General features: G+C 72.9%; 19 protein-coding genes. 11 read left to right on the plus strand and 8 right to left on the minus strand.

All coding sequences use genetic code 11. From position 1 onward, the window contains the following. Nucleotides 1–277: 277 nt before the first annotated feature. Nucleotides 278–1,450, plus strand: a complete 1,173-nt coding sequence (locus tag ACIRC0_RS32625; RefSeq protein ID WP_403623559.1) for an acyl-CoA dehydrogenase family protein — start codon at nt 278–280, stop codon at nt 1,448–1,450. Here ACIRC0_RS32625 and ACIRC0_RS32630 read toward each other — a convergent pair. Next, entirely contained in the window at nt 1,413–1,676 is a 264-nt protein-coding gene (locus ACIRC0_RS32630; protein WP_403623420.1) for a hypothetical protein, read from the minus strand. The two genes, ACIRC0_RS32625 and ACIRC0_RS32630, sit on opposite strands and share 38 nt — an antisense overlap. A 102-nt stretch (nt 1,677–1,778) precedes the next feature. Then, complete coding sequence (locus ACIRC0_RS32635; RefSeq protein WP_403623422.1) at nt 1,779–2,216, minus strand: hypothetical protein; 438 nt, start codon at nt 2,214–2,216, stop codon at nt 1,779–1,781. Nucleotides 2,217–2,482: 266 nt separating this feature from the next. Between ACIRC0_RS32635 and ACIRC0_RS32640 the strand changes: the two genes are divergently transcribed. The 4 genes from ACIRC0_RS32640 (at nt 2,483) to fxsA (ending at nt 6,627) form a co-directional block, all read left to right on the plus strand. Further along, a complete protein-coding gene (locus ACIRC0_RS32640) occupies nt 2,483–2,923 on the plus strand; it encodes an Lrp/AsnC family transcriptional regulator (protein WP_103842293.1) in 441 nt (146 codons plus the stop codon). Nucleotides 2,924–2,970: 47 nt separating this feature from the next. Further along, nucleotides 2,971–4,587, plus strand: coding sequence for an amidohydrolase (locus ACIRC0_RS32645; RefSeq protein WP_403623426.1), 1,617 nt, complete (start codon nt 2,971–2,973; stop codon nt 4,585–4,587). 606 nt (nt 4,588–5,193) lie between these two features. Beyond that, a complete protein-coding gene (locus ACIRC0_RS32650) occupies nt 5,194–5,994 on the plus strand; it encodes a polyprenol monophosphomannose synthase (protein ID WP_403623429.1) in 801 nt (266 codons plus the stop codon). A 75-nt stretch (nt 5,995–6,069) separates the two neighbouring features. Beyond that, nucleotides 6,070–6,627 carry an FxsA family membrane protein gene (gene fxsA, locus ACIRC0_RS32655; protein ID WP_403623432.1) on the plus strand — a complete coding sequence of 186 codons (558 nt, stop codon included), beginning with the start codon at nt 6,070–6,072 and terminating at the stop codon, nt 6,625–6,627. Between the two features lie 159 nt (nt 6,628–6,786). Here the strand turns inward: fxsA and ACIRC0_RS32660 are convergent, their stop codons facing one another. The 4 genes from ACIRC0_RS32660 to ACIRC0_RS32675 all read right to left on the minus strand — a co-directional run bounded on the left by ACIRC0_RS32660 (nt 6,787) and on the right by ACIRC0_RS32675 (nt 10,309). Continuing rightward, a complete protein-coding gene (locus ACIRC0_RS32660; RefSeq protein WP_099500427.1) occupies nt 6,787–7,161 on the minus strand; it encodes an RNA polymerase-binding protein RbpA in 375 nt (124 codons plus the stop codon). Between the two features lie 267 nt (nt 7,162–7,428). Continuing rightward, a complete protein-coding gene (locus ACIRC0_RS32665) occupies nt 7,429–8,775 on the minus strand; it encodes an MFS transporter (protein WP_403623435.1) in 1,347 nt (448 codons plus the stop codon). A 44-nt stretch (nt 8,776–8,819) separates the two neighbouring features. Further along, nucleotides 8,820–9,587, minus strand: coding sequence for a glycerophosphodiester phosphodiesterase (locus ACIRC0_RS32670; RefSeq protein ID WP_403623438.1), 768 nt, complete (start codon nt 9,585–9,587; stop codon nt 8,820–8,822). Next, nucleotides 9,584–10,309, minus strand: a complete 726-nt coding sequence (locus ACIRC0_RS32675; RefSeq protein WP_403623441.1) for a YitT family protein — start codon at nt 10,307–10,309, stop codon at nt 9,584–9,586. The genes ACIRC0_RS32670 and ACIRC0_RS32675 overlap by 4 nt, the downstream gene beginning before the upstream one ends. 64 nt (nt 10,310–10,373) lie before the next feature. Between ACIRC0_RS32675 and ACIRC0_RS32680 the strand changes: the two genes are divergently transcribed. Further along, nucleotides 10,374–11,873 (plus strand): PLP-dependent aminotransferase family protein, encoded by a 1,500-nt coding sequence (locus tag ACIRC0_RS32680; RefSeq protein WP_403623444.1) that lies wholly within the window; start codon nt 10,374–10,376, stop codon nt 11,871–11,873. A gap of 25 nt (nt 11,874–11,898) precedes the next feature. Here ACIRC0_RS32680 and ACIRC0_RS32685 read toward each other — a convergent pair whose 3' ends face one another. Beyond that, the gene (locus ACIRC0_RS32685) at nt 11,899–13,560 is read right to left on the minus strand and encodes a hypothetical protein (protein WP_403623447.1); all 1,662 of its coding nucleotides are present in this window, start codon (nt 13,558–13,560) and stop codon (nt 11,899–11,901) included. 37 nt (nt 13,561–13,597) lie between these two features. Continuing rightward, nucleotides 13,598–13,792 (minus strand): hypothetical protein, encoded by a 195-nt coding sequence (locus ACIRC0_RS32690; protein WP_103842281.1) that lies wholly within the window; start codon nt 13,790–13,792, stop codon nt 13,598–13,600. 300 nt (nt 13,793–14,092) lie between these two features. On the opposite strand from ACIRC0_RS32690, the gene ACIRC0_RS32695 reads away from it, so the two are divergent. From ACIRC0_RS32695 to ACIRC0_RS32715, 5 genes are all read left to right on the plus strand, one after another. Further along, nucleotides 14,093–14,485, plus strand: a complete 393-nt coding sequence (locus ACIRC0_RS32695) for an ankyrin repeat domain-containing protein (RefSeq protein WP_403623450.1) — start codon at nt 14,093–14,095, stop codon at nt 14,483–14,485. A 300-nt stretch (nt 14,486–14,785) separates the two neighbouring features. Next, nucleotides 14,786–16,204, plus strand: coding sequence for a HEAT repeat domain-containing protein (locus tag ACIRC0_RS32700; protein ID WP_403623453.1), 1,419 nt, complete (start codon nt 14,786–14,788; stop codon nt 16,202–16,204). A 139-nt stretch (nt 16,205–16,343) separates the two neighbouring features. Next, a complete protein-coding gene (locus ACIRC0_RS32705) occupies nt 16,344–17,510 on the plus strand; it encodes a glycosyltransferase family 4 protein (RefSeq protein WP_403623455.1) in 1,167 nt (388 codons plus the stop codon). After that, entirely contained in the window at nt 17,507–18,718 is a 1,212-nt protein-coding gene (locus ACIRC0_RS32710) for a glycosyltransferase (protein WP_403623458.1), read from the plus strand. The genes ACIRC0_RS32705 and ACIRC0_RS32710 overlap by 4 nt, the downstream gene beginning before the upstream one ends. Beyond that, a complete protein-coding gene (locus tag ACIRC0_RS32715; protein WP_403623461.1) occupies nt 18,715–19,569 on the plus strand; it encodes an SGNH/GDSL hydrolase family protein in 855 nt (284 codons plus the stop codon). The genes ACIRC0_RS32710 and ACIRC0_RS32715 overlap by 4 nt, the downstream gene beginning before the upstream one ends.

The following is a 19,569-nucleotide window of genomic DNA, read 5'->3' on the forward strand; positions in this document are numbered from 1 at the left end:
CGGGCCGGTTCACGGCGAGCGGAGACGGCCTGGGGACAAGACCCCTCCGTCGGATGTCGATCACGCCGCGGCAGGGCATCCGCTTTCTTGAAGTAAGCGGTCGTTAACCGGTGACGTCATGCCTCCGATCGGGCATACTCCAAGCGCCACAGCCGCTGGTCAGCCGCCTCCGCGACCCGGAGCGGCGAGCATCGGCCAGGCTCAGTGAGACCCGGCGGCGCCGCCCCACCCAAGGCGCATGTCCGCCGACGTGCCCAAGAGGGAGGAGAGCGTCGCCATGCCCGACCGCGCCCCGCAGCCGGTGGACCGACAACTGCCCACGGACGAGGCCCGGGATCTGATCTCGCTCGTCCGTGACATCGCGCAGCGTGAGATCGCCCCGAAGGCGGCCGAGGAGGAGCACTCCGGGCACTTCCCGCGCGAGACCTTCCGCCTGCTCTCCGACTCCGGACTGCTCGGCCTGCCGTACGACTCAGAGTACGGCGGTGGTGACCAGCCCTACGAGGTCTACCTGCAGGTCCTCGAGGAGCTGGCCGCGGCCCGCCTCACCGTCGGCCTCGGCGTCAGCGTCCACACCCTGGCCTGTCATGCCCTCGCGCACTACGGCACCAAGGAACAACAGCTGGAACACCTGCCCGCGATGCTCGGCGGGGGTCTCCTGGGCGCCTACTGCCTCTCCGAGCCGTCGTCCGGATCGGATGCCGCGTCCCTGCGGACCAAGGCCGTCCGGGACGGCGACCACTGGGTGATCAACGGCACCAAGGCATGGATCACTCACGGAGGCATCGCCGACTTCTACACCGTGATGGCGCGCACCGGCGAGGAGGGCCCCCGCGGGATCACCGCGTTCCTCGTCCCCGGCGACGCCGAGGGGCTGAGTGCCGCGGCGCCCGAGAAGAAGATGGGCATGAAGGGGTCGCCCACCGCACAGGTCCACTTCGACGGGGTGCGCGTGCCCGAAGAGCGGCGCATCGGCGACGAGGGACAGGGCTTCGCTATCGCGCTGTCCGCGCTCGACTCCGGGCGGCTCGGCATCGCGGCCTGCGCCATCGGCCTGGCCCAGGCGGCCCTGGACGAGGCCGTCGCGTACGCCACCGGGCGCCGGCAGTTCGGGCGGCCGATCTCGGACTTCGAGGGGCTGCGCTTCCTGCTCGCCGACATGGCGACGCAGATCGAGGCGGGCCGGGCGCTGTACCTGGCGGCGGCACGGCTGCGCGACGCCGGGCGGCCGTTCGCCAAGCAGGCGGCCATGGCCAAGCTGCACTGCACCGACACGGCGATGAAGGTCACCATCGACGCCGTCCAGGTGCTCGGCGGGTACGGCTACACCGTGGACTTCCCGGTCGAGCGCTATATGCGGGAGGCCAAGGCGCTGCAGATCGTCGAGGGGACGAACCAGATCCAGCGCATGGTCATCGCCCGTCACCTCGCTGGTCCCGAGTCCCGCTGAACGACTCCTGGCCCGCCGCGAGCCGGCGCGGGCCGGCCGGCGGCGCCGCGAGCCGCACCCACTCCGGGTCGTGGCGCCCCGGGAGCGTGCGGCCGCGGTCGGCCCAGGTGCGCATCAGCGCGCGGTAGATGGGCGGATCCTGCGGCTGCGGCGGTGGCAGCGTCGCAGCCGGTACCGGAATGAACACCGGCCGCCGGGGTCCGGTCGCCGAATAACTGGGGCTCATGCATGGAGCAACGCCCCGAGGCCCGCCGAGGTCACCGACCCCGCTAATCGAGCGTGAGTTCCGCGGCGGAACCCCTGGGGAACCGCCGCTGCTCGCGACGTGTCAGGCGGCCTGGCGGCGCAGTGTCGCCATGCGGAGCGGGCGCGAGCCCGGACCGCCGACGTGCGAGAACGGCTGCGTGCGCCAGTCGAGCCCCTGAGGGAGGGTCAGCAGCAGGGCGGTGTCCTGCTCCTGGGGCTCCAGGGACTCGTCCGCCGGGCGGGCGTCGGCCGCAGCACGGCCCGTACCGGAGCAGACCGTGAGACCGAACGGGTTCCACGGCGAGGCGCACAGCGCGTGCTCGGGCAGGACCTCCTCGTCCGCCAGGAGCGCGATGGGCTGCGCGCAGTCCGGGCAGATCACCCGGTACATCTCGAAGGTGTCGTACGCGTCGAACTCCTCGCCGTCGAGGGCGTCGGGTTCGACGCACTCCGGCTCGGGCTCGATGACCGGCTGCTGCCGCTTGGGCACGGTGCGACCAGGGCGCTTGGGATTCTGCATGGGTTTCTCCCCCTCGGGCTGGGCCGACAAGGCACTGCGGCCTCGACCACAGCAAGCACTTCCCGTCCCGTCTCCGGGGTAATCACGAGAGCATCACGAAGCCTGGCCGGACACTGTGGCGTTCGTCACATGCCACTCGCAGGTGCCTCGCGTGGCCGCGGATCACCCGGGCGGCTCACGGACCGCTCTCACCAACATCACAAACCGGGTATGACCTGCGCTGCTGAGGTATCCGGGAGTCAGGGCGCACTGTAGGTTCTAGCGCCATGGAGGAGCTGGACCGACAGATCGTGCAGCTGCTCGTCAAGGACGGGCGGATGAGCTACACCGACCTGGGCAAGGCCACGGGCCTGTCCACATCGGCCGTGCACCAGCGGGTGCGCCGGCTCGAGCAGCGGGGCGTCATCCGCGGGTATGCCGCCGTCGTCGACCCCGAGGCCGTCGGCCTGCCGCTGACCGCCTTCATCTCGGTGAAGCCGTTCGACCCCAGCGCCCCCGACGACATCGCCGAACGCCTCGCGGGCGTCCCGGAGATCGAGGCCTGCCACAGCGTGGCGGGCGACGAGAACTACATCCTCAAGGTCCGCGTGGCCACGCCGCACGAACTGGAGGAGCTGCTCGCCCGGCTGCGGACCCTCGCGGGGGTGTCGACGCGCACCACCGTGGTCCTGTCCACCCCGTACGAGGCACGTCCGCCCCGGATCTGATCGACCTCCCTGCGGGGCGTCCCCCGCCAGGGGCGACACTGTTGCCCATGAGTGAGCGCACCGCCGAGCCCAAGACCGTCCTCCTGCGCCGTGGAGAGGTCCACAGCCCCGCCGATCCCTTCGCCACCGCGATGGTCGTGGAGGCCGGACATGTCGCCTGGGTCGGTTCCGAGGGCGCGGCCGACGCCTTCGCGGACGGCGTCGACGAAGTGATCGACCTCGACGGGGCCCTCGTCACTCCCGCGTTCACCGACGCGCACGTGCACACCACCGCCACCGGCCTCGCGCTCACCGGCCTCGACCTGTCCGGCGCCCCGTCCCTGACGGCCGCCCTCACCCTCGTACGGGACTTCGCCGCCGCCCGGCCGGACGACCGGGTCCTGCTGGGCCACGGCTGGGACGCGGCACGCTGGCCCGAACGGCGGGCGCCCCGACGGGAGGAGCTCGACGAGGCCACCGGTGGGCGCCCCCTGTATCTCAGCCGCATCGACGTCCACTCGGCCGTCGTCACCAGCGCCCTGCTGGACCTCGCCCCGGGCGTGCGCGACAAGGCCGGCTTCACGGACGGCGAGCCGCTGACCCGCGACGCCCACCACGCCGTACGGGCCGCCGCGTTCGCCGCTGTCACCCCCGCCCAGCGCACCGAGGCCCAGCGCACCGCCCTCGCCCACGCCGCCTCCCTCGGCATCGGCTCGCTCCACGAGTGCGCGGGCCCAGAGATCTCCTCCCAGGACGACTTCACCGGGCTGCTGCGCCTCGCCGCCGAGGAAGCCGGGCCGCGCGTCGTCGGCTACTGGGCCGAGCAGGACGTCACCAAGGCCCGGGAGCTGGGTGCGCTCGGCGCCGCGGGCGACCTCTTCGTCGACGGCGCCCTCGGCTCGCACACCGCCTGTCTGCACCAGCCGTACGCGGACGCCGCCCACACCGGCACCGCCTACCTGGACGCCGCCGCGGTCGCCGCGCATGTCGTCGCGTGCACCGAGGCCGGGCTGCAGGCGGGGTTCCACGCCATCGGCGACGCCGCCGTCACGGCCGTGGTGGAAGGGATGCGCGCCGCCGCCGAGAAGGTGGGCCCGGCCCGGATCCGCGCCGCCCGCCACCGCGTCGAGCACGTCGAGATGCTTAACCCCGAGACCATCGCGGCCTTCGCCGAACTGGGCCTGACCGCCTCCGTCCAGCCCGCCTTCGACGCGCTGTGGGGCGGCGAGGACGGCATGTACGCCGAGCGCCTCGGCGCCGCCCGGGCCCGCACGCTGAACCCGTTCGCGGCCCTGCTGCGCGCCGGCGTCCCGCTGGCGTTCGGCTCCGACAGCCCGGTGACCCCCCTCGACCCCTGGGGCGCGGTCCGCGCGGCGGCGTTCCACCGCACCCCCGAGCACCGGGTCTCCGTACGCGCCGCGTTCACCGCGCACACGCGCGGCGGCTGGCGGGCGATCGGACGGGACGACGCGGGCGTGCTGGTACCGGGCGCCCCCGCGGACTACGCCGTGTGGCGCACCGACGCACTCGTCGTCCAGGCCCCCGACGACCGGGTGGCCCGCTGGTCCACCGACCCCCGCTCCGGCACCCCCGGACTGCCCGATCTGACCCCCGGGACCGACCTTCCTGTCTGCCTGCGCACCGTGGTCGGAGGCCGGACCGTGTTCGTAGGGCCGGGCGAGTGATCTCCTGGGGTGGCGCGGCGGCGACGAGCCGTCAGAACCCCGTCGTGCGACCTGCGTATCCTCCGCTGTGACCAGGCCCTTCGCCGAAGACCCGCAGGTGGGGCGGCTGTTGACAGTGAGGCGCGGAGGGCCGGTAGGTTCGGCCGGGTCCACCACCGAATCGTCCGACCGGGGAACCTCCGCGCAGTCGCCCGAGCGCCGCTGGGTCAGGGATGGTGTGCCGCGCCGGCGCATCACCACTGGGAGCCAGGCTCAGCGCCCGCGCCACGGCGAGGGCAACGTTCCGGTCGGTCGGCAGGGTGTGACCCGGGTGGGGCCCGGACGTCCAGTAGACAACGGCTTTCGGTCGATCCGCAGCCAGCGGGTCCCAGGTCGGCCCGAAGGGCGCCGGGCCCCGATCCGCAGCCGCCCTGGCCGTGGCGCGCACTGGACCTGCTCTCGAAACCCCGTGGGCACCAGTGCGATCGGCCCGTGCATGCCGTCGGCGCGACGGGCATTCTTACCCGACTCTTATGGAATCGACACCTCCAAACGAACCCGCGGTGGCGGAGGCCCATCCCGCGACCACTATGGTGGACCTCTGCGTACGGATGTGAAGGGGCAGCAGTGAACCACGGCGACGGGACCCTCGGGGCATCGGCCCAGGGCAAGCAGTTCGGTCCGCTCGGCACCGCCTTGGTGATCATTCCGACCTACAACGAGGCGGAGAACATCAAGACGATCGTCGGCCGAGTGCGGTCGGCGGTGCCCGAGGCGCACGTCCTCGTGGCCGACGACAACAGCCCCGACGGCACCGGCAAGCTCGCGGACGAACTCGCGGCCGAGGACGATCACGTCCACGTCATGCACCGCAAGGGCAAGGAAGGGCTGGGCGCCGCGTACCTCGCCGGCTTCCGCTGGGGTCTGGAGCACGACTACGGCGTCCTCATCGAGATGGACGCCGACGGCTCCCACCAGCCGGAGGAGCTGCCGCGCCTGCTGACCGCGCTCAAGAGCGCGGACCTGGTGCTCGGCTCCCGGTGGGTGCCGGGCGGGCGGGTCGTGAACTGGCCGAAGTCCCGCGAGTTCCTCTCCCGCGGCGGCAGCACCTACTCGCGTCTGGCCCTCGGCCTCTCGCTGCGCGACATCACCGGCGGCTACCGCGCCTTCCGCCGCGAGACCCTCGAGGGCCTCGGGCTCGACGAGGTGGCCTCGCAGGGGTACTGCTTCCAGGTCGACCTGGCGCGCCGCGCGGTCAAGGCCGGGTTCCACGTCGTCGAGGTGCCGATCACGTTCGTGGAGCGCGAGCTCGGCGACTCCAAGATGAGCCGGAACATCGTCGTGGAGGCGCTGTGGCGCGTCACGGCGTGGGGCGCGGAGGAGCGTTTCGGCAAGGTCCTGGGCCGAGGCAGGAAGACGCGCCGGTAGGGACGCGGGCGGCGTCACGGGCGCCGCTGAACGCCCCTTATCCCGCACTGAGCCGGGTCCGGGCACACTGGGAGCATGACGACTGGCGCTTCGACCTCTCCCCGCACCACGACCCGGCCCCGCCGCTCCCGGTTGCGCACCTTCCTGCCGCTGGGCGTCGCCGCGTGGCTGGTCCTGGAGATCTGGCTGCTGACCGTGGTCGCCGGTGCGACCAGCGGGTTCACGGTCTTCCTGCTGCTGGTCGCCGGCCTGGTGCTCGGCTCCGTGGTCATCAAGCGAGCGGGCCGCCGCGCCTTCAGGAACCTGAACGAGGCGCTGCAGAGGGGCGGCTCCCCGTCGAGGTCCGGCGGCAACGGCCTGATGGTGCTCGGCGGCCTGCTGCTGATGCTGCCTGGCCTGGTCTCCGACGCGGCGGGCCTGCTCCTCCTGCTCCCGCCGGTCCAGAAGGCGGTCGGCCGATACGCGGAGCGCACGATCGACCGCACACTCCGCCGGTCCGCGTACGGCAGCTTCGGTGACGCCTTCCAGCAGGCTCGTATGCACCGCCCCGACGGGAAGGTCGTCCAGGGTGAGGTCATCAGGGACGAGCCCGCGGACACCTCGGGGGAGCCCCGCCCGCCCCTGCCCCGCTGACTTTCCGGGCCGGGGGCGGAGCCCCGTGGACGCCCGACCCACCCGCGCCGGACAACAAGACAGGGGCCCCGTGAACAAAACAGTGGGCGCCGTACGTCACAAAGACGTACGGCGCCCACTGACTGGCACGCACAGTATTCCGCCCGATCCCCGGAGGGATTACGCGGACTTGCGGCTGTCCCGCGGATGCACCGCGATGTTCATCGCGCCGGACCGCAGAACCGCGAGACGCTCCTCGAGGACCTCTTCGAGCTCCTCACGGGTGCGCCGCTCCATCAGCATGTCCCAGTGCGTACGCGCGGGCTTCGCCTTCTTCTCCTCCGGACCTTCGCCGTCCACCAGGAGCGCCTGGGCACCGCAGACCTTGCACTCCCACTCCGGCGGGATCTCCGCCTCGACCGAGAAGGGCATCTCGAACCGGTGCCCCTTCTCGCATGCGTACTCCACGGCCTGGCGCGGAGCCAGGTCGATGCCGCGGTCCGTCTCGTAGCTGGTCACCACGAGGCGCGTGCCGCGAAGAGCTCGCTCACTCATGAATCGTGCCTCCCGGGCTTGTCGCCCACAGGACAGGTGTCGCTGTCGTCGTCATCCGGTCAACGTCCGGTCGGCGGTAAAGATTCCCGTTCCGAGTCCCGTTCCGGGTCATGCGTCGCCGTCGTAGCCGCCCCTTGTTGTACCCACCGGCGCCCGGTTTGTCACATCTGCTAGCAGATGTCACCCAGCGTTTCGGCTCCTTTGACGCGCAGTAACGGTACGCCTGGCAGGCCAAACGCGTACACTACCGCCCTTTGCGCTCGGACGCTAAATCCTCTCGGGCACCGGATTGCCCGCGTCGCGCACCGCCTCGCGTACCGGAACCCGGGCCAGCAGCACGAACCCGAGGACGAAGAACGCCACCAGCGAGATGATCGCGTCCCGGTAGCTTCCCGTCAGCTGGTACGTGACCCCGAACAGGAGCGGGCCCAGCCAGCTCATGCCGCGGTCGCTCATCTCGTACGCGGAGAAGTACTCGGCCTCCTTGCCGGGTGGGACCAGATGTGAGAAAAGCGACCGGGACAGCGCCTGGCTGCCGCCGAGGACCAGCCCGATGCAGGCCGCCAGCGCGAAGAACCCGGCCGGCGCGCCCGCGGGCAGGAAGAAGCCGGCGGCGAGCGTCGCCGTCCAGGCGACCAGCGAGCCGAGGATCGTGCGCTTGGCGCCGTACGTCCGGGCCAGCCGGCCCATGCCCAGCGCGCCGCCCACCGCCAGCAGCTGCACCAGCAGCACGGCGGCGATCAGCGTCGACTGACCGAGGCCCAGTTCCTGGGAGCCGTACACCGAGGCCTGAGAGATCACCGTCTGGATGCCGTCGTTGTAGATGAGGTACGCCAGCAGGAAGGCGAGGGTGAGCGGGGTGCGGCGCATGTCCCGGACGGTCGCGGCGAGTTGCCGCCAGCCGTGCACCGCCTCAGCCGTCGACGTCGTACGGCGGTCGCGCAGGCGGCTGAGCGGGATCAGCGTGAAGGCGCCCCACCACAGGCCCGCCGAGGCCAGGCAGATGCGGACCGCCGTCGACTCCGAGACGCCGAAGGAGTCGTGGGCCGTGAAAAGGACCAGGTTCGCGATCAGGACCAGCGAACCGGCCGCGTAGCCGAAGGCCCAGCCGCGCGAGGAGACCGCGTCGCGCTCCTCGGGCGGGGCGATCAGCGGCAGATACGAGTTGTAGACCACCATCGAGACGGCCACCGACGCGTTCGCGACGATCAGCAGCAGGCCACCGAGCAGATACCGGTCACCGTCAAGGAAGAACAGGCCCGTCGTGGCCGAGGCGCCCAGGTACGCGCACAGAGCGAGCAGCGGCTTCTTGCGGCCGGTGCGGTCGGCCGCCGCGCCCGCGAGCGGCATCACGAGAATCGCCACGACGACCGAGGCCGAGACGCAGTAGGCGAAGAACGAGCCGGCGCGCACCGGAACGCCCAGCGGGTGGACGTATCCGTCCGGGTCCGCCGCCGACTTGGCCACCGAGGTGAGATAGGGACCGAGGAACACCGTCAGCACGCTCGTCGAGTAGACCGAGCACGCCCAGTCGTAGAAGTACCAGCCGCGTTGTTCGCGCCGCCGCTCGGCGGCCTCGTCGCCGGCCTGTGCCCGCACGGTGTCGGTGCCCACCCGTGCCCTCGCTTCCCCGTGGAACGTGATCGTGCGCGGGGCGTTCAGACCCAGGTGCCCCGTTCTTCGAGGACCTTGCGCAGTGTGTCGATGTGATCGGTCATGATGCCATCCACTCCCAGGTCCAGGAGCCGGTGCATGCGATCGGGTTCGTTGATCGTCCACACGTGCACCTGCAGTCCGAGCGCGTGGGCGGTGCGCACGAAGCGGTGGTCGACCACGGGGACGCCCGACTGGGACACCGGCACCTGGGCGGCGACCGCCGAGCGGCGCACCGCCGCCGGGATGCCCCAGGAGCGCAGCCGCAGGTTGAGGACACCGCGGGTGCCGTACGACGTCGCCAGGCGCGGTCCGGCCAGGCGCTGGGCGCGCACCACGCGTGCCTCGGAGAACGAGCCGACGCAGATGCGGTCCCAGGCGTCGGTGCGCTCGATCAGGTCCAGCAGGGGCCGCAGCGCGGGCTCCGCCTTGACGTCCACGTTCCAGCGCACATCCGGGAACTCCTCCAGCGCGTCCTCCAGGAGGGGCACCGGCTCGCTGCCCGCCACGCGCGCGTGCCGCACGTCCTCCCAGGGCAGGTCGGCGATCCGGCCCGCGCCGTCGGTCACCCGGTCCAGGGTCGCGTCGTGGAACGCCACCAGCTTCCCGTCGGCCGTGGCGTGCACGTCCGTCTCGATATAGCGGTAGCCCGCCGCCACCGCGCGCCGGAACTGCGCCATGGTGTTCTCCAGGCCGTGGGCCGCCCCGCCCCGGTGGGCGAAGGCGATCGGGCCGGGATGGTCGAGGTAGGGGTGGCGTATGAGGGTGGTCACGGACGCAGTATCGCGCGCTCCGGTTGCCCGGCGGCAACGACCGTGCTGCGCCCCGATGCCGCGGGGGCGGCGAACACGCGCAGGAAGAACTGGGCGAGCGGTCCGATGGACAGCGCGTACACGATGGTGCCGATCCCGACGGTGCCGCCGAGGGCGAAGCCGGTCGCGACGACGGTGATCTCCACGGCTGTGCGGATCAGCCGGATCGAGCGGCCCGTGCGCCGGTGCAGTCCCGTCATCAGGCCGTCTCGGGGGCCGGGACCGAAGTCGGCGGCGATGTAGAGGCCGGTCGCCACGCCGTTCAGCACCACGCCCGCGACCACGAGGGCCACGCGGACCGCCAGTGAGCGCACCTCGGGGAGCACGGCCAGGGTGGCGTCCATGGCGAAACCGATCACCAGGACGTTGGAGATGGTGCCGAGTCCCGGACGCTGCCTCAACGGGATCCACAGCAGCAGGACGGTCGCGCCCACGATCGTCAGTACGACACCCATGCTGAGCCCGGTGAGCTCGGACAGACCCTGGTGCAGGACGTTCCACGGCTCCAGGCCGAGACCCGCCTTCACCAGGAGTGCGGAGCTCGCGCCGTAGAGGGCGAGACCGGCGTAGAGCTGGAGCATCCGCCGCCCGAGACGGCTCCTCATGGACTTGTCAATGGACCGGTCGCTCGGCGAGTCGGCAGACAAAACGTGCCCCCCTGTGGTGGTAGTGGCCTGACGCATGTCACTCTGTGGCTTGGAAAGACAAGCCATCCATGGCCAATTCCGGGAAGGTGGACTGGGACTCATGGCGCAGTGGACCTCGGCGGTGGGGGCGGCACAGCTGGCCCGGCTGCTCACCTCCCAGCAGGACCGCCCCGCGGGCCCCGGCAGCCGCCGCCCGCCCGCGTACCGGGCGCTCGCGGACGGCATCCGGCTGCTCGTGCTGGAGGGCCGGGTACCGGTCGCCGCCCGGCTGCCCGCCGAGCGGGAGCTGGCGCTCGCCCTGTCGGTGAGCCGTACCACGGTCGCGGCCGCGTACGAGGCGCTGCGCACCGAGGGTTTCCTGGAATCCCGCCGCGGAGCGGGCAGCTGGACCGCCGTCCCGGCCGGGAACCCGCTGCCGGCGCGCGGCCTCGAACCCCTCCCGCCCGAGGCGCTCGGCTCGATGATCGACCTGGGCTGTGCCGCGCTGCCCGCGCCCGAGCCCTGGCTCACCCGCGCCGTGCAGGGTGCCCTCGAGGAACTGCCGCCGTACGCACACACGCACGGCGACTACCCGGCGGGCCTGCCCGCGCTGCGGTCCATGCTCGCCGACCGCTACACGGCGCGCGGCATCCCGACCATGCCCGAGCAGATCATGGTCACCACCGGAGCCATGGGCGCGATCGACGCGATCTGCCACCTGTTCGCCGGGCGCGGTGAGCGCATCGCCGTCGAGTCGCCGTCGTACGCCAACATCCTCCAGCTGATGCGGGAGGCGGGCGCCCGGCTCGTTCCCGTCGCCATGGCCGAGGGGCTCGGCGGCTGGGAGCTCGACCGCTGGCGCCAGGTGCTGCGCGAGGCCGCACCGCGGCTCGCCTACGTCGTCGCCGACTTCCACAATCCGACGGGCGCGCTCGCCGACGAGGACCAGCGCCGCCGCCTGGTGGAGGCGGCCCGCTCCGCCGGGACGGTCCTGGTCGTCGACGAGACGATGAGCGAGCTGTACCTCGAGGAGGGGCTCGAGATGCCGCGCCCGGTGAGCACCTTCGACCCGGCGGGCTCGACCGTCATCACCGTCGGCTCGGCGAGCAAGGCGTTCTGGGCGGGCATGCGCATCGGGTGGGTGCGGGCCGCCCCCGATGTCATCCGCAGCCTGGTCGCGGCCCGCGCCTACGCCGACCTGGGCACCCCGGTCCTTGAGCAGCTGGCCGTGAACTGGCTGCTGAGCACGGGCGGTTGGGAGCAGGCGGTGGAACTGCGGCGCGGCCAGGCCCGGGAGAACCGGGACGCCCTGGTCGCCGCGGTGCGCAAGGAGCTGCCGACGTGGGAGTTCTCGGTGCCCCGGGGCGGCCTGACGCTGTGGGTGCGCACCGGCGGCCTCTCGGGCTCCCGTCTCGCGGAGGCCGGGGAACGGGTCGGGGTCCGGGTGCCGTCGGGGCCGCGGTTCGGTGTGGACGGCGCCTTCGAGGGCTATGTGCGACTGCCGTTCACGGTGGGCGGCGCGGTGGCGGAGGAGGCGGCGGTGCGTCTGGCGGCCGCGGCCCGCCTGGTCCAGACGGGCGCGTCGGGGCCGGCGGAGGCTCCACGGACGTTCGTGGCCTGATCAGGGGCATGGTGCGGGACTGCGGTCAGCCCTCCACGGCCAGTGCCTCCGTCGGGACCGACTCGACCGGTGCGCCGCGGTCGGCCGGCTTCTCGCAGTCGATCGGAGCGCCGGGGGCGATCGGTGTGCTCGGGGCGATCGGTGTGCTCGGCGCGATCGGTTCGCTGGGGGCGCTCGGTTCGCTGCGGCGGGGCAGCAGGGCGAGGACCGCCTGTCGCTGCTGTTCGCCGGCGGTGTCGTCGTACGGGTCCGGGGTGGCCGGTACCTGGAGGCGGTGGACCGGGCCCGAGCCCAGTCGGGCGTAACCGCGGCCGGGCGGCACGTCCTTGACGGGGGTGGTGTGCGGCGGGGCGCCGAGCACCGCCTGCAGCTCGCCGGGGGCCACCGGGCCGAGCGCCACGCGCGCGCGGGTGTGCTGCAGGACCGCGTCGGACAGGGCGTCCAGGGCGTCCACCTGCTCGGCGACCACCACCGTGACGTTCGCCGCGCGGCCGTGCCGCAGCGGCACCTGGAGCAGGGCCTGGGGGTCGGGGCGGCCGTCGGCGGCGGCGAGAGGCCCGAGGACGGTCGGCCGGTCCAGCAGAATCCACAGCGGGCGCCTGACGTCGTCCGGCGGGGGGTGACCGGCCTGCCGGGCACGGTTGGCGGCGATCAGCCGCCGCTCCGTCTCATGGGTGGCCCACTCCAGGCTCGCCGCCGCCCCCGCGAGCCCGGACTCCACCGCCAGCACCCCGTCCCGGCCTGTCAGGAACGCGTACTCCCCGGCGCCACCACCCTCGACGATCAGCACGTCCCCGTGCTGCAGCGCCTGCAGGGCGATGGAGCGCACCAGCGTCGTCGTGCCGCTGCCGGGTGTGCCCGCGATCAGCAGGTGCGGCTCGGCGCACCGCGGGCCGGTGCGCCACAGCACCGGAGGCACGTCGCGTCGCTCCTCGCCGTGGGTGAGGGGGAGCGTGCGCTGGACGCCGGTGGGGTCGGTGAAGCCGAGGACCGTCTCGCCCGGGGCGGTCACGAAGCGCTGCGCGGCGATGTCGGTGGGCAGGGGAGGCAGCACGGTGACCGTCAGTTCGTTGCCTTCCTCGTCCCAGGCGAAGTGGTACTCGCGGTCCCGTCCCGACTTGGCGTGCAGGAGCTGTTCGATCCTGGCCCGTGACTCGGGCTCGCCGTCGGTGAAGTAGGCGGGATACCGGATGACGAGGCGGGAGACGCGGCCGGTGTCGTCGAACTCGCAGGAGGAGAAGGCCCGGGCGAAGTCCCCGCCGTGCGCGTACAGCGGAGCCGGGTCCTCGGCGGCCGAGAAGTACGGCACCAGAGCCTCGTACAGCGCGCCCAGCCGCTTGGCCTGCGCGGGGTCCGGGCCCGGGGGTGCCGTCGGCCTGTTTTCCCGGCCCTTCCAGGCCGACGCCGCCATCAACGTGATGGCGGCGAGCAGCGGCCCGTACGGCACCAGCGCCACGACCAGGATCACCGAGGCCACCAGGAAGAGCAGCGGCCCCCGCCGGTCCTTCGGTGTGTCCGCCCACGTGCGCCGCCCGGCCGCGGCCAGCCGGCGCAGGCCACGCGTGATGGTGATCACCGGGTGGAGGACGTCGGTGGCGCCGCCGGCCGCCGCCCGCGCCAGCTCCCGGCTGCGGGCGATCCGGTCGCCGCCGTTGCTCAGAATGCGGGGAAGGGGACGCCGAGCCACGTCGTTCTCCTGGGGGTGTGTGCGGACGGGAGCCGGGTCAGAAGTTGAGCCCGCCGAGGAGGCCCGCGAGACTCGCCCCGCCGGCCTTGATGCTGGGGGCGATGGCGGTGCTCGAGAGGTAGAACCCGAAGAGCGAGCAGACCGTCGCGTGGGAGCCCTTCAGGCCGTCCTTGCGGAAGAAGAGGAAGACGATGGTGCCGAGCAGCACGACGCCCGAGATGTTCAGAATCATTGCTCTCTCCTGGTTCGTGGGGACAGTCACCATGAGTCCTTCCAGGCTCACAGAATGTATCCATACGATAAAAGGTGCAACTGGGTGAAATTCACCGGATTTCCTTCGGTCGGCGGAGTCGCCTCCGTCCCTTGACCAGCCCTGACGCCCGCCACGGGACTCGTCGTGATCTTTGCCGAGTACGGGGCCGGTCATGTGACGCGGAAGCCAGTACGCTGGCGATTCACCCGTACGGGGCACCAGTACCGGAACCCGCGGGGCGTCAGTACCAGCAGCCGTAGTGGAGAGGCGGTCCGGCCGATGAGTGAAGCCCCCGACCCCGAGGTCGTGGAGCTCGCGACCAAGATCTTCGATCTGGCGCGGCGAGGCGAGACCGAGACGCTCGCGGCATACGTCGACGCGGGCGTTCCGGCCAACCTCACCAACGACCGCGGTGACACCCTGGTGATGCTCGCCGCCTACCACGGCCACGCCGACGCCGTCCGGGCCCTGCTCGAGCGCGGCGCGGAGGCGGACCGGGCCAACGACCGAGGCCAGACACCGCTCGCCGGAGCCGTCTTCAAGGGCGAGGCCGAGGTCATCCGGGTCCTCCTGGACGGCGGTGCCGACCCGGCCGCGGGGACGCCCTCGGCGATCGACACCGCCAAGATGTTCGGCAAGGCGGACCTGCTCGAACTGTTCGGCGCACACTGATCCGAACACACTGACCAGCGGAAACGACGAAAACGGGGGAGGCGGTACCGGACCGCCCGAAATAAGGTCGCGGCAGCGAGAGAGCCCGGGTCATCATGACGTCGTGATTCACGGACGCGACGGCCGGGCAGGTGATGCCGCACCGCGCGGACCGTGATCGGTCCCCACGGGCCACCAACGAGAGGCAGAGGAAAATGGTCTTCAGCGAGCAAGAGACGGCGGGCGCCCCGACGTGTTGTCACGCGGCCAGGTAATGCGTGTCCCCCGGTTGCGTCGACGCTTGATGTGAGGCTGTTTCCCATGTTCGAACCGGTCATAGCGCCCAGCGGTACGCTGCTCGGCCTGCTCCAGAGGGGCCGCGGCGACGGCACACTGCACGCGCTCACCGCCCCCCGCGCCGAGGCGCTCGCGGCCCTCGACCACTGTGTGCTGCGCGACCCCCGCCACGACTGGCAGGTGGAGAACCGCTCCCTGTACTACGCCCGGCTCTACCTCGACCTGGGCGGTGAGCTGGACGCCATCGAGGCGCACCTGTTCAGCGCCGAGGACGTCCTCGATGCGGACGAGTGCCGCACCGGACTCGCCCTCGCCGTCCTCGGGCACCTCGCCTCGTACGGCAGGCGCGACGCGCTCCAACTGCTGCGCAGGTACGCAGCCTCGGGCACCAACTGGGCCTGGGCCCTGGACGAGCTCGCCCTGCGCGACGACGACGCGGGCCTGCGCGCCCTGGCCGCTCCCGTCCTGGCACGCTTCCCGGCCGACCCCGAGGGCGAGGCCGAACTCGCCGCCGCCGTCCGGGACGCCTTCGAACCGCGGCCCTGGCGGCTCTGGGCCGACGACCCCCGGGAATCCATCGCCTCGCGCGTGCGTGCCGCACAGGAGGCCGGCTGTTTCGACCGCTGGCAGCGGCAGCTGCGGTCCCAGGGACCTCGCCCGGGGTGGAGCGTGCAGGCCGTCTTCGACTGGGCCCAGCAGGGCATCGAACGTGGTGCCGCGCTGCACGTGCCCGCCGCGCGCTGCCTCACCGCAGTCGCCGGCCCCGAGGACCGCGCCGAGATCGTCGAGGCCGCCCGCTCGGGCGGCGACGGGGCCCGCTCGACGGCCCTGCGGTACCTCGCCGACAGCAACGATCCGGACGCCCTCGAGCTCATCGAGAATGCCGTGACCACGGGTTCCGCGTTCGTCGTCGACGCGGCCGTGGACGCCTTCGAACGCATGCGCAGTCTCGCCGCCGTGGACCGCGCACGGCGCTGGGCCCGCCGGCCCGACGCCCTCGGGGCCGCCGCCGGGCGCATGCTCGCCTGCCGTGGCGGTGCCCAGGACAGCGACCTGGTCCTCGCGGCCCTCAGGGAGGCGGTTCGGGGCGAGGGCCCCGACGCGCCGACCCTGTGGACCCTCGTCGACGGCGCCGGACGGCTCGGCATCGCCTGCGCCGCGCCTGTCCTGCGCCATGTCTACCGCGAGACCGCGTCCTCCCATCTGCGGGGGCGAGCCGCCCGCGCGCTGGCCGCCACCGATCCCTCCTTCGCCTCGGGATTCGCCGTCGAATGCCTCTGGGACTGCGAGGAGTCCACCCGCGAGATCGCCGCACGGCACGCCGAGACGGGAGACGCCCGCGTCGTGGAGCGGCTGCGCCGGCTCGCCGCGGACCCCGCCGAGGAGGCCGAGGTGCAGACCGCCGTACGCAGCCGGATCGGGCCCGACATGCCGGCCGTGTGAACATCCGGTGACCCGCGGGTCAGGAGTGCGTGGACACGGGCGGACCTGCTCGGCTGTGCAGCTCAACGCTCATGGGACGTTCCCCGGCCGGAAAGATCGACGTTGACGCGGCCACGTCCGGCGCGGCGAGAACACGGGTATGCGTGTCGTCATCGTGACCGAATCCTTTCCCCCCGATGTGAACGGCGTGGCCCACTGCGCGCTGCAGACCGCCCGGCACCTCGTCGATCGCGGTCATGCTCCCCTCGTCGTCGCTCCGGCCACCTCTCCCAAGTTCTCGACTGCGTTCGAACCGGGAGGTGCCCCCATCGGCACAGGGCCCGACGCCCTCGCGCCGTGCCCCGTCGTCCGTGTCCCCTCCCTGCCGCTCCCCGGCTACCCCCAGGTGCGCGTGGCACTCCCCAGCCGACGCGTCGCCGCGGCCATCACCGAACACCGCGCCGACATCGTGCACCTGGCCAGCCCCTTCATCCTCGGCGTCCGCGGCATGGCGGCCGCCGCCCGGCTCGGCATCCCCGCCGTCGCCATCTACCAGACCGACCTCGCCGGCTACGCCCGCACCTACATGGGCGCGGGCGAGGCGGCGGCCTGGCGGCGCATCCGCTCCGTGCACGCTGCCGCCGACCGCACCCTCGCGCCCTCCAGCGCCGCCCTGCACGACCTGGAGGCACACGGTGTGCCCCGGGTGCAGCTGTGGCCACGGGGCGTCGACACCGTCCGTTTCCGGCCAGACCTGCGGGACGAGGCGATCCGCCGGGAACTCGCCCCGAACGGTGAGCTGATAGTCGGCTACGTCGGCCGGCTCGCCCCCGAGAAACACGTCGAACTCCTCGCCGGCGCCTGCGGTCTGGACGGCGTACGCGTCGTCGTCGTGGGCGACGGGCCGAGCGAGACCACCCTGCGCGCCGCCCTGCCCGGAGCCGCCTTCCTGGGCCGCCGCACCGGCGGCGAACTCGCCCGGATCTTCGCCTCGCTCGACGTCTTCGTGCACACCGGCCCCTTCGAGACGTTCTGCCAGACCGTGCAGGAGGCCATGGCGAGCGGCGTGCCGGTCGTCGCGCCCGCCGCGGGCGGCCCGCTCGACCTGGTGGCCCACGGCCGCACCGGACTGCTCGTGCCACCAGGGGACGCGGCCGCCTTCCGGGACGCCGTGTGGTCCCTGGCGGCCGACCCCGCGCTGCGGGCCGCCTACGGAGCCGCCGCGCGCACTCTCGTCGAGGGCCGCACCTGGGCCGCCGTCGGCGACCAGCTCATCGGCCACTACGCGGACGTGCTCGCCGCGCGCAAGACGGTGGTGGCGGCATGAGCTTCGCCACCGAGCGGACCGGCGCCGGGCTGCGTATCGTGCGCCTCGCCAACTTCGTCGCCCCGGCGTCCGGCGGTCTGCGCACCGCGCTGCGCGAGCTGGGCAAGGGCTTCAAGGAGGCCGGGCACGAGCCGGTGCTCATCGTGCCCGGCGAGCGCCACACCGACGAGACGACCGAGCAGGGCCGGGTCATCACCCTGCCCGGGCCGTTGCTGCCCGGCACCGGCGGCTACCGCGTCCTCGTGGACAAGCGCCGCGTCGCCGCCCTCCTGGAGGAACTGGACCCCGACCGTCTGGAGATCTCCGACCGCACGACCCTGCGCTGGACCGGGAAGTGGGCCCGGCGCGCCCGGGTCCCCGCCGTGATGGTCTCCCACGAGACCGCCGACGGCGTCCTGCGCACCTGGGGCCTGTCCGAGACCATGTCCCGGCGCGCCGCCGACGCCCTCAACATCCGTACGGCGCACACCTACGCGCGTGTGGTGTGCACCACCGAGTTCGCCGAGCGTGAGTTCGTGCGGATCGGCGCCCGCAACGTCGTACGGGCACCGCTGGGCGTCGACCTCGCACAGCGGCACCCGGCGCTGCGGGACGCGGGGCTGCGCGCACGGTACGCGCGCGGGGACGAGACGCTGCTCGTCATGTGCTCCCGGCTGTCCGTGGAGAAGAAGCCCGGCACGGCCCTGGACGCCCTGGAGGCCCTGCTGCACCGCGGACGGCGCGTGGTGCTGGTGGTCGCCGGGGAAGGGCCGCTGCGGGCCCGGCTCGCACAGCGGGCCGAGGAGCGGCGGCTGCCCGTCACCTTCCTCGGCCACGTCGCCGACCGGGACCTGCTCGGCGCGCTGCAGGCCACGGCCGACGTGTGCCTGGCCCCGGGACCCGCAGAGACCTTCGGGCTCGCCGCCCTTGAGGCGATGGCGTGCGGCACGCCCGTGGTGGCCAGCGCCCTCTCCGCGCTGCCCGAGGTGATCGGCTCGGCCGGGGCGACCGCCGTGAACACCGGTGAGGCCTTCGCCGACGCGGTGGAGGTGCTCATGGAGCGGTCCGAGTGCGAGCGCCGGGAGACGGCACGCGCGCGTGCCGAGTGCTTCGGCTGGAAGACGGCGGTGGACGCGTTCCTCGCGGCCCACGACGCCCTGCCGTTCGACGCTCCGACGGCGGCCGGTGACGCCCGCCCGCGGGAGGCGGCCCGGGAGGGCGTGCGATGAGACCCCTACGGTTCGTCGCGCTCGGCGACTCGCTGACGGAAGGCGTGGGCGACCCCGTCGGGGACACCTGGCGGGGGTGGGCCGCGCTCCTCGCCGACGGGCTCGCCCCGGCGAACAGCCCCGCGGAGTTCACCAACCTCGCCGTCAGCGGTGCCCAGACCCGGGACGTCCTGGAGCGGCAGACCCCGGCCGCGCTCGGCTTGCGTCCCGGCGTCGTCTCCGTGGTCATAGGCGTCAACGACACCCTGCGCTGCACCTTCGACATCCATGCCGTGGCCTCTCGCCTCGACCAGGTGTACGCCGCGTTCCGCGCTCAGGGCACGGCGCTGCTCACGGCCTGCCTGCCCGACCCGGGGACGATGCTGCGGCTGCCCGGAGCGCTGGCGCGCCCCCTGGCGCGGCGGCAGCGGGCCGTCAACACGGTCGTGCACGCGCTGTCCGAACGGCACGGGGCGGTGCATCTGCACGCGGCGCACGGGGACTGGATCAGCGACCGCGCGATGTGGAGCGCGGACCGGCTGCACCCGGGGGAGCGCGGGCACCGGCAGCTCGCCGTGCGCTTCCACGCGCTGCTCGCCGAGGCGGGCCTCGCCACCGGTGCCGCGCCCTCGGCGGAGCCCGAGTTCTCGGCGCCGAGCCGCTCGGCGAGCCTGTGGTGGCTGGCCACCGCCGGGACGGGCTGGGTGGCCAGGCGGTGCACCGACCTGCTGCCGCAGCTGATCACGCTGGCCGCCGACGAGGTCCGCCACAAGGCCAGGGGGTCCAGCGCCCGGCTGGACCTGACCGCCTCGCACGCGGTGGCCTCCGCGCTGACCGCGCTGTCGGTCGCGGAGCAGCCGGACGCGGCGTGA

This window comes from Streptomyces sp. NPDC093984 (assembly GCF_044764595.1).
Lineage (GTDB): Bacteria > Actinomycetota > Actinomycetes > Streptomycetales > Streptomycetaceae > Streptomyces > Streptomyces cynarae.

Coding starts and splice junctions, on each gene's coding strand:
- ACIRC0_RS32640 (WP_103842293.1), top strand. CDS start 2,483: ATGGAGGAGCTGGACCGACAGATCGTGCAGCTGCTCGTCAAGGACGGG.
- ACIRC0_RS32710 (WP_403623458.1), top strand. CDS start 17,507: ATGAGCTTCGCCACCGAGCGGACCGGCGCCGGGCTGCGTATCGTGCGC.
- ACIRC0_RS32675 (WP_403623441.1), bottom strand. CDS start 10,309: ATGCGTCAGGCCACTACCACCACAGGGGGGCACGTTTTGTCTGCCGAC.
- ACIRC0_RS32625 (WP_403623559.1), top strand. CDS start 278: ATGCCCGACCGCGCCCCGCAGCCGGTGGACCGACAACTGCCCACGGAC.
- ACIRC0_RS32635 (WP_403623422.1), bottom strand. CDS start 2,216: ATGCAGAATCCCAAGCGCCCTGGTCGCACCGTGCCCAAGCGGCAGCAG.
- ACIRC0_RS32660 (WP_099500427.1), bottom strand. CDS start 7,161: ATGAGTGAGCGAGCTCTTCGCGGCACGCGCCTCGTGGTGACCAGCTAC.
- ACIRC0_RS32715 (WP_403623461.1), top strand. CDS start 18,715: ATGAGACCCCTACGGTTCGTCGCGCTCGGCGACTCGCTGACGGAAGGC.
- fxsA (WP_403623432.1), top strand. CDS start 6,070: ATGACGACTGGCGCTTCGACCTCTCCCCGCACCACGACCCGGCCCCGC.
- ACIRC0_RS32695 (WP_403623450.1), top strand. CDS start 14,093: ATGAGTGAAGCCCCCGACCCCGAGGTCGTGGAGCTCGCGACCAAGATC.
- ACIRC0_RS32705 (WP_403623455.1), top strand. CDS start 16,344: ATGCGTGTCGTCATCGTGACCGAATCCTTTCCCCCCGATGTGAACGGC.
- ACIRC0_RS32630 (WP_403623420.1), bottom strand. CDS start 1,676: ATGAGCCCCAGTTATTCGGCGACCGGACCCCGGCGGCCGGTGTTCATT.
- ACIRC0_RS32690 (WP_103842281.1), bottom strand. CDS start 13,792: ATGATTCTGAACATCTCGGGCGTCGTGCTGCTCGGCACCATCGTCTTC.
- ACIRC0_RS32680 (WP_403623444.1), top strand. CDS start 10,374: ATGGCGCAGTGGACCTCGGCGGTGGGGGCGGCACAGCTGGCCCGGCTG.
- ACIRC0_RS32645 (WP_403623426.1), top strand. CDS start 2,971: ATGAGTGAGCGCACCGCCGAGCCCAAGACCGTCCTCCTGCGCCGTGGA.
- ACIRC0_RS32700 (WP_403623453.1), top strand. CDS start 14,786: ATGTTCGAACCGGTCATAGCGCCCAGCGGTACGCTGCTCGGCCTGCTC.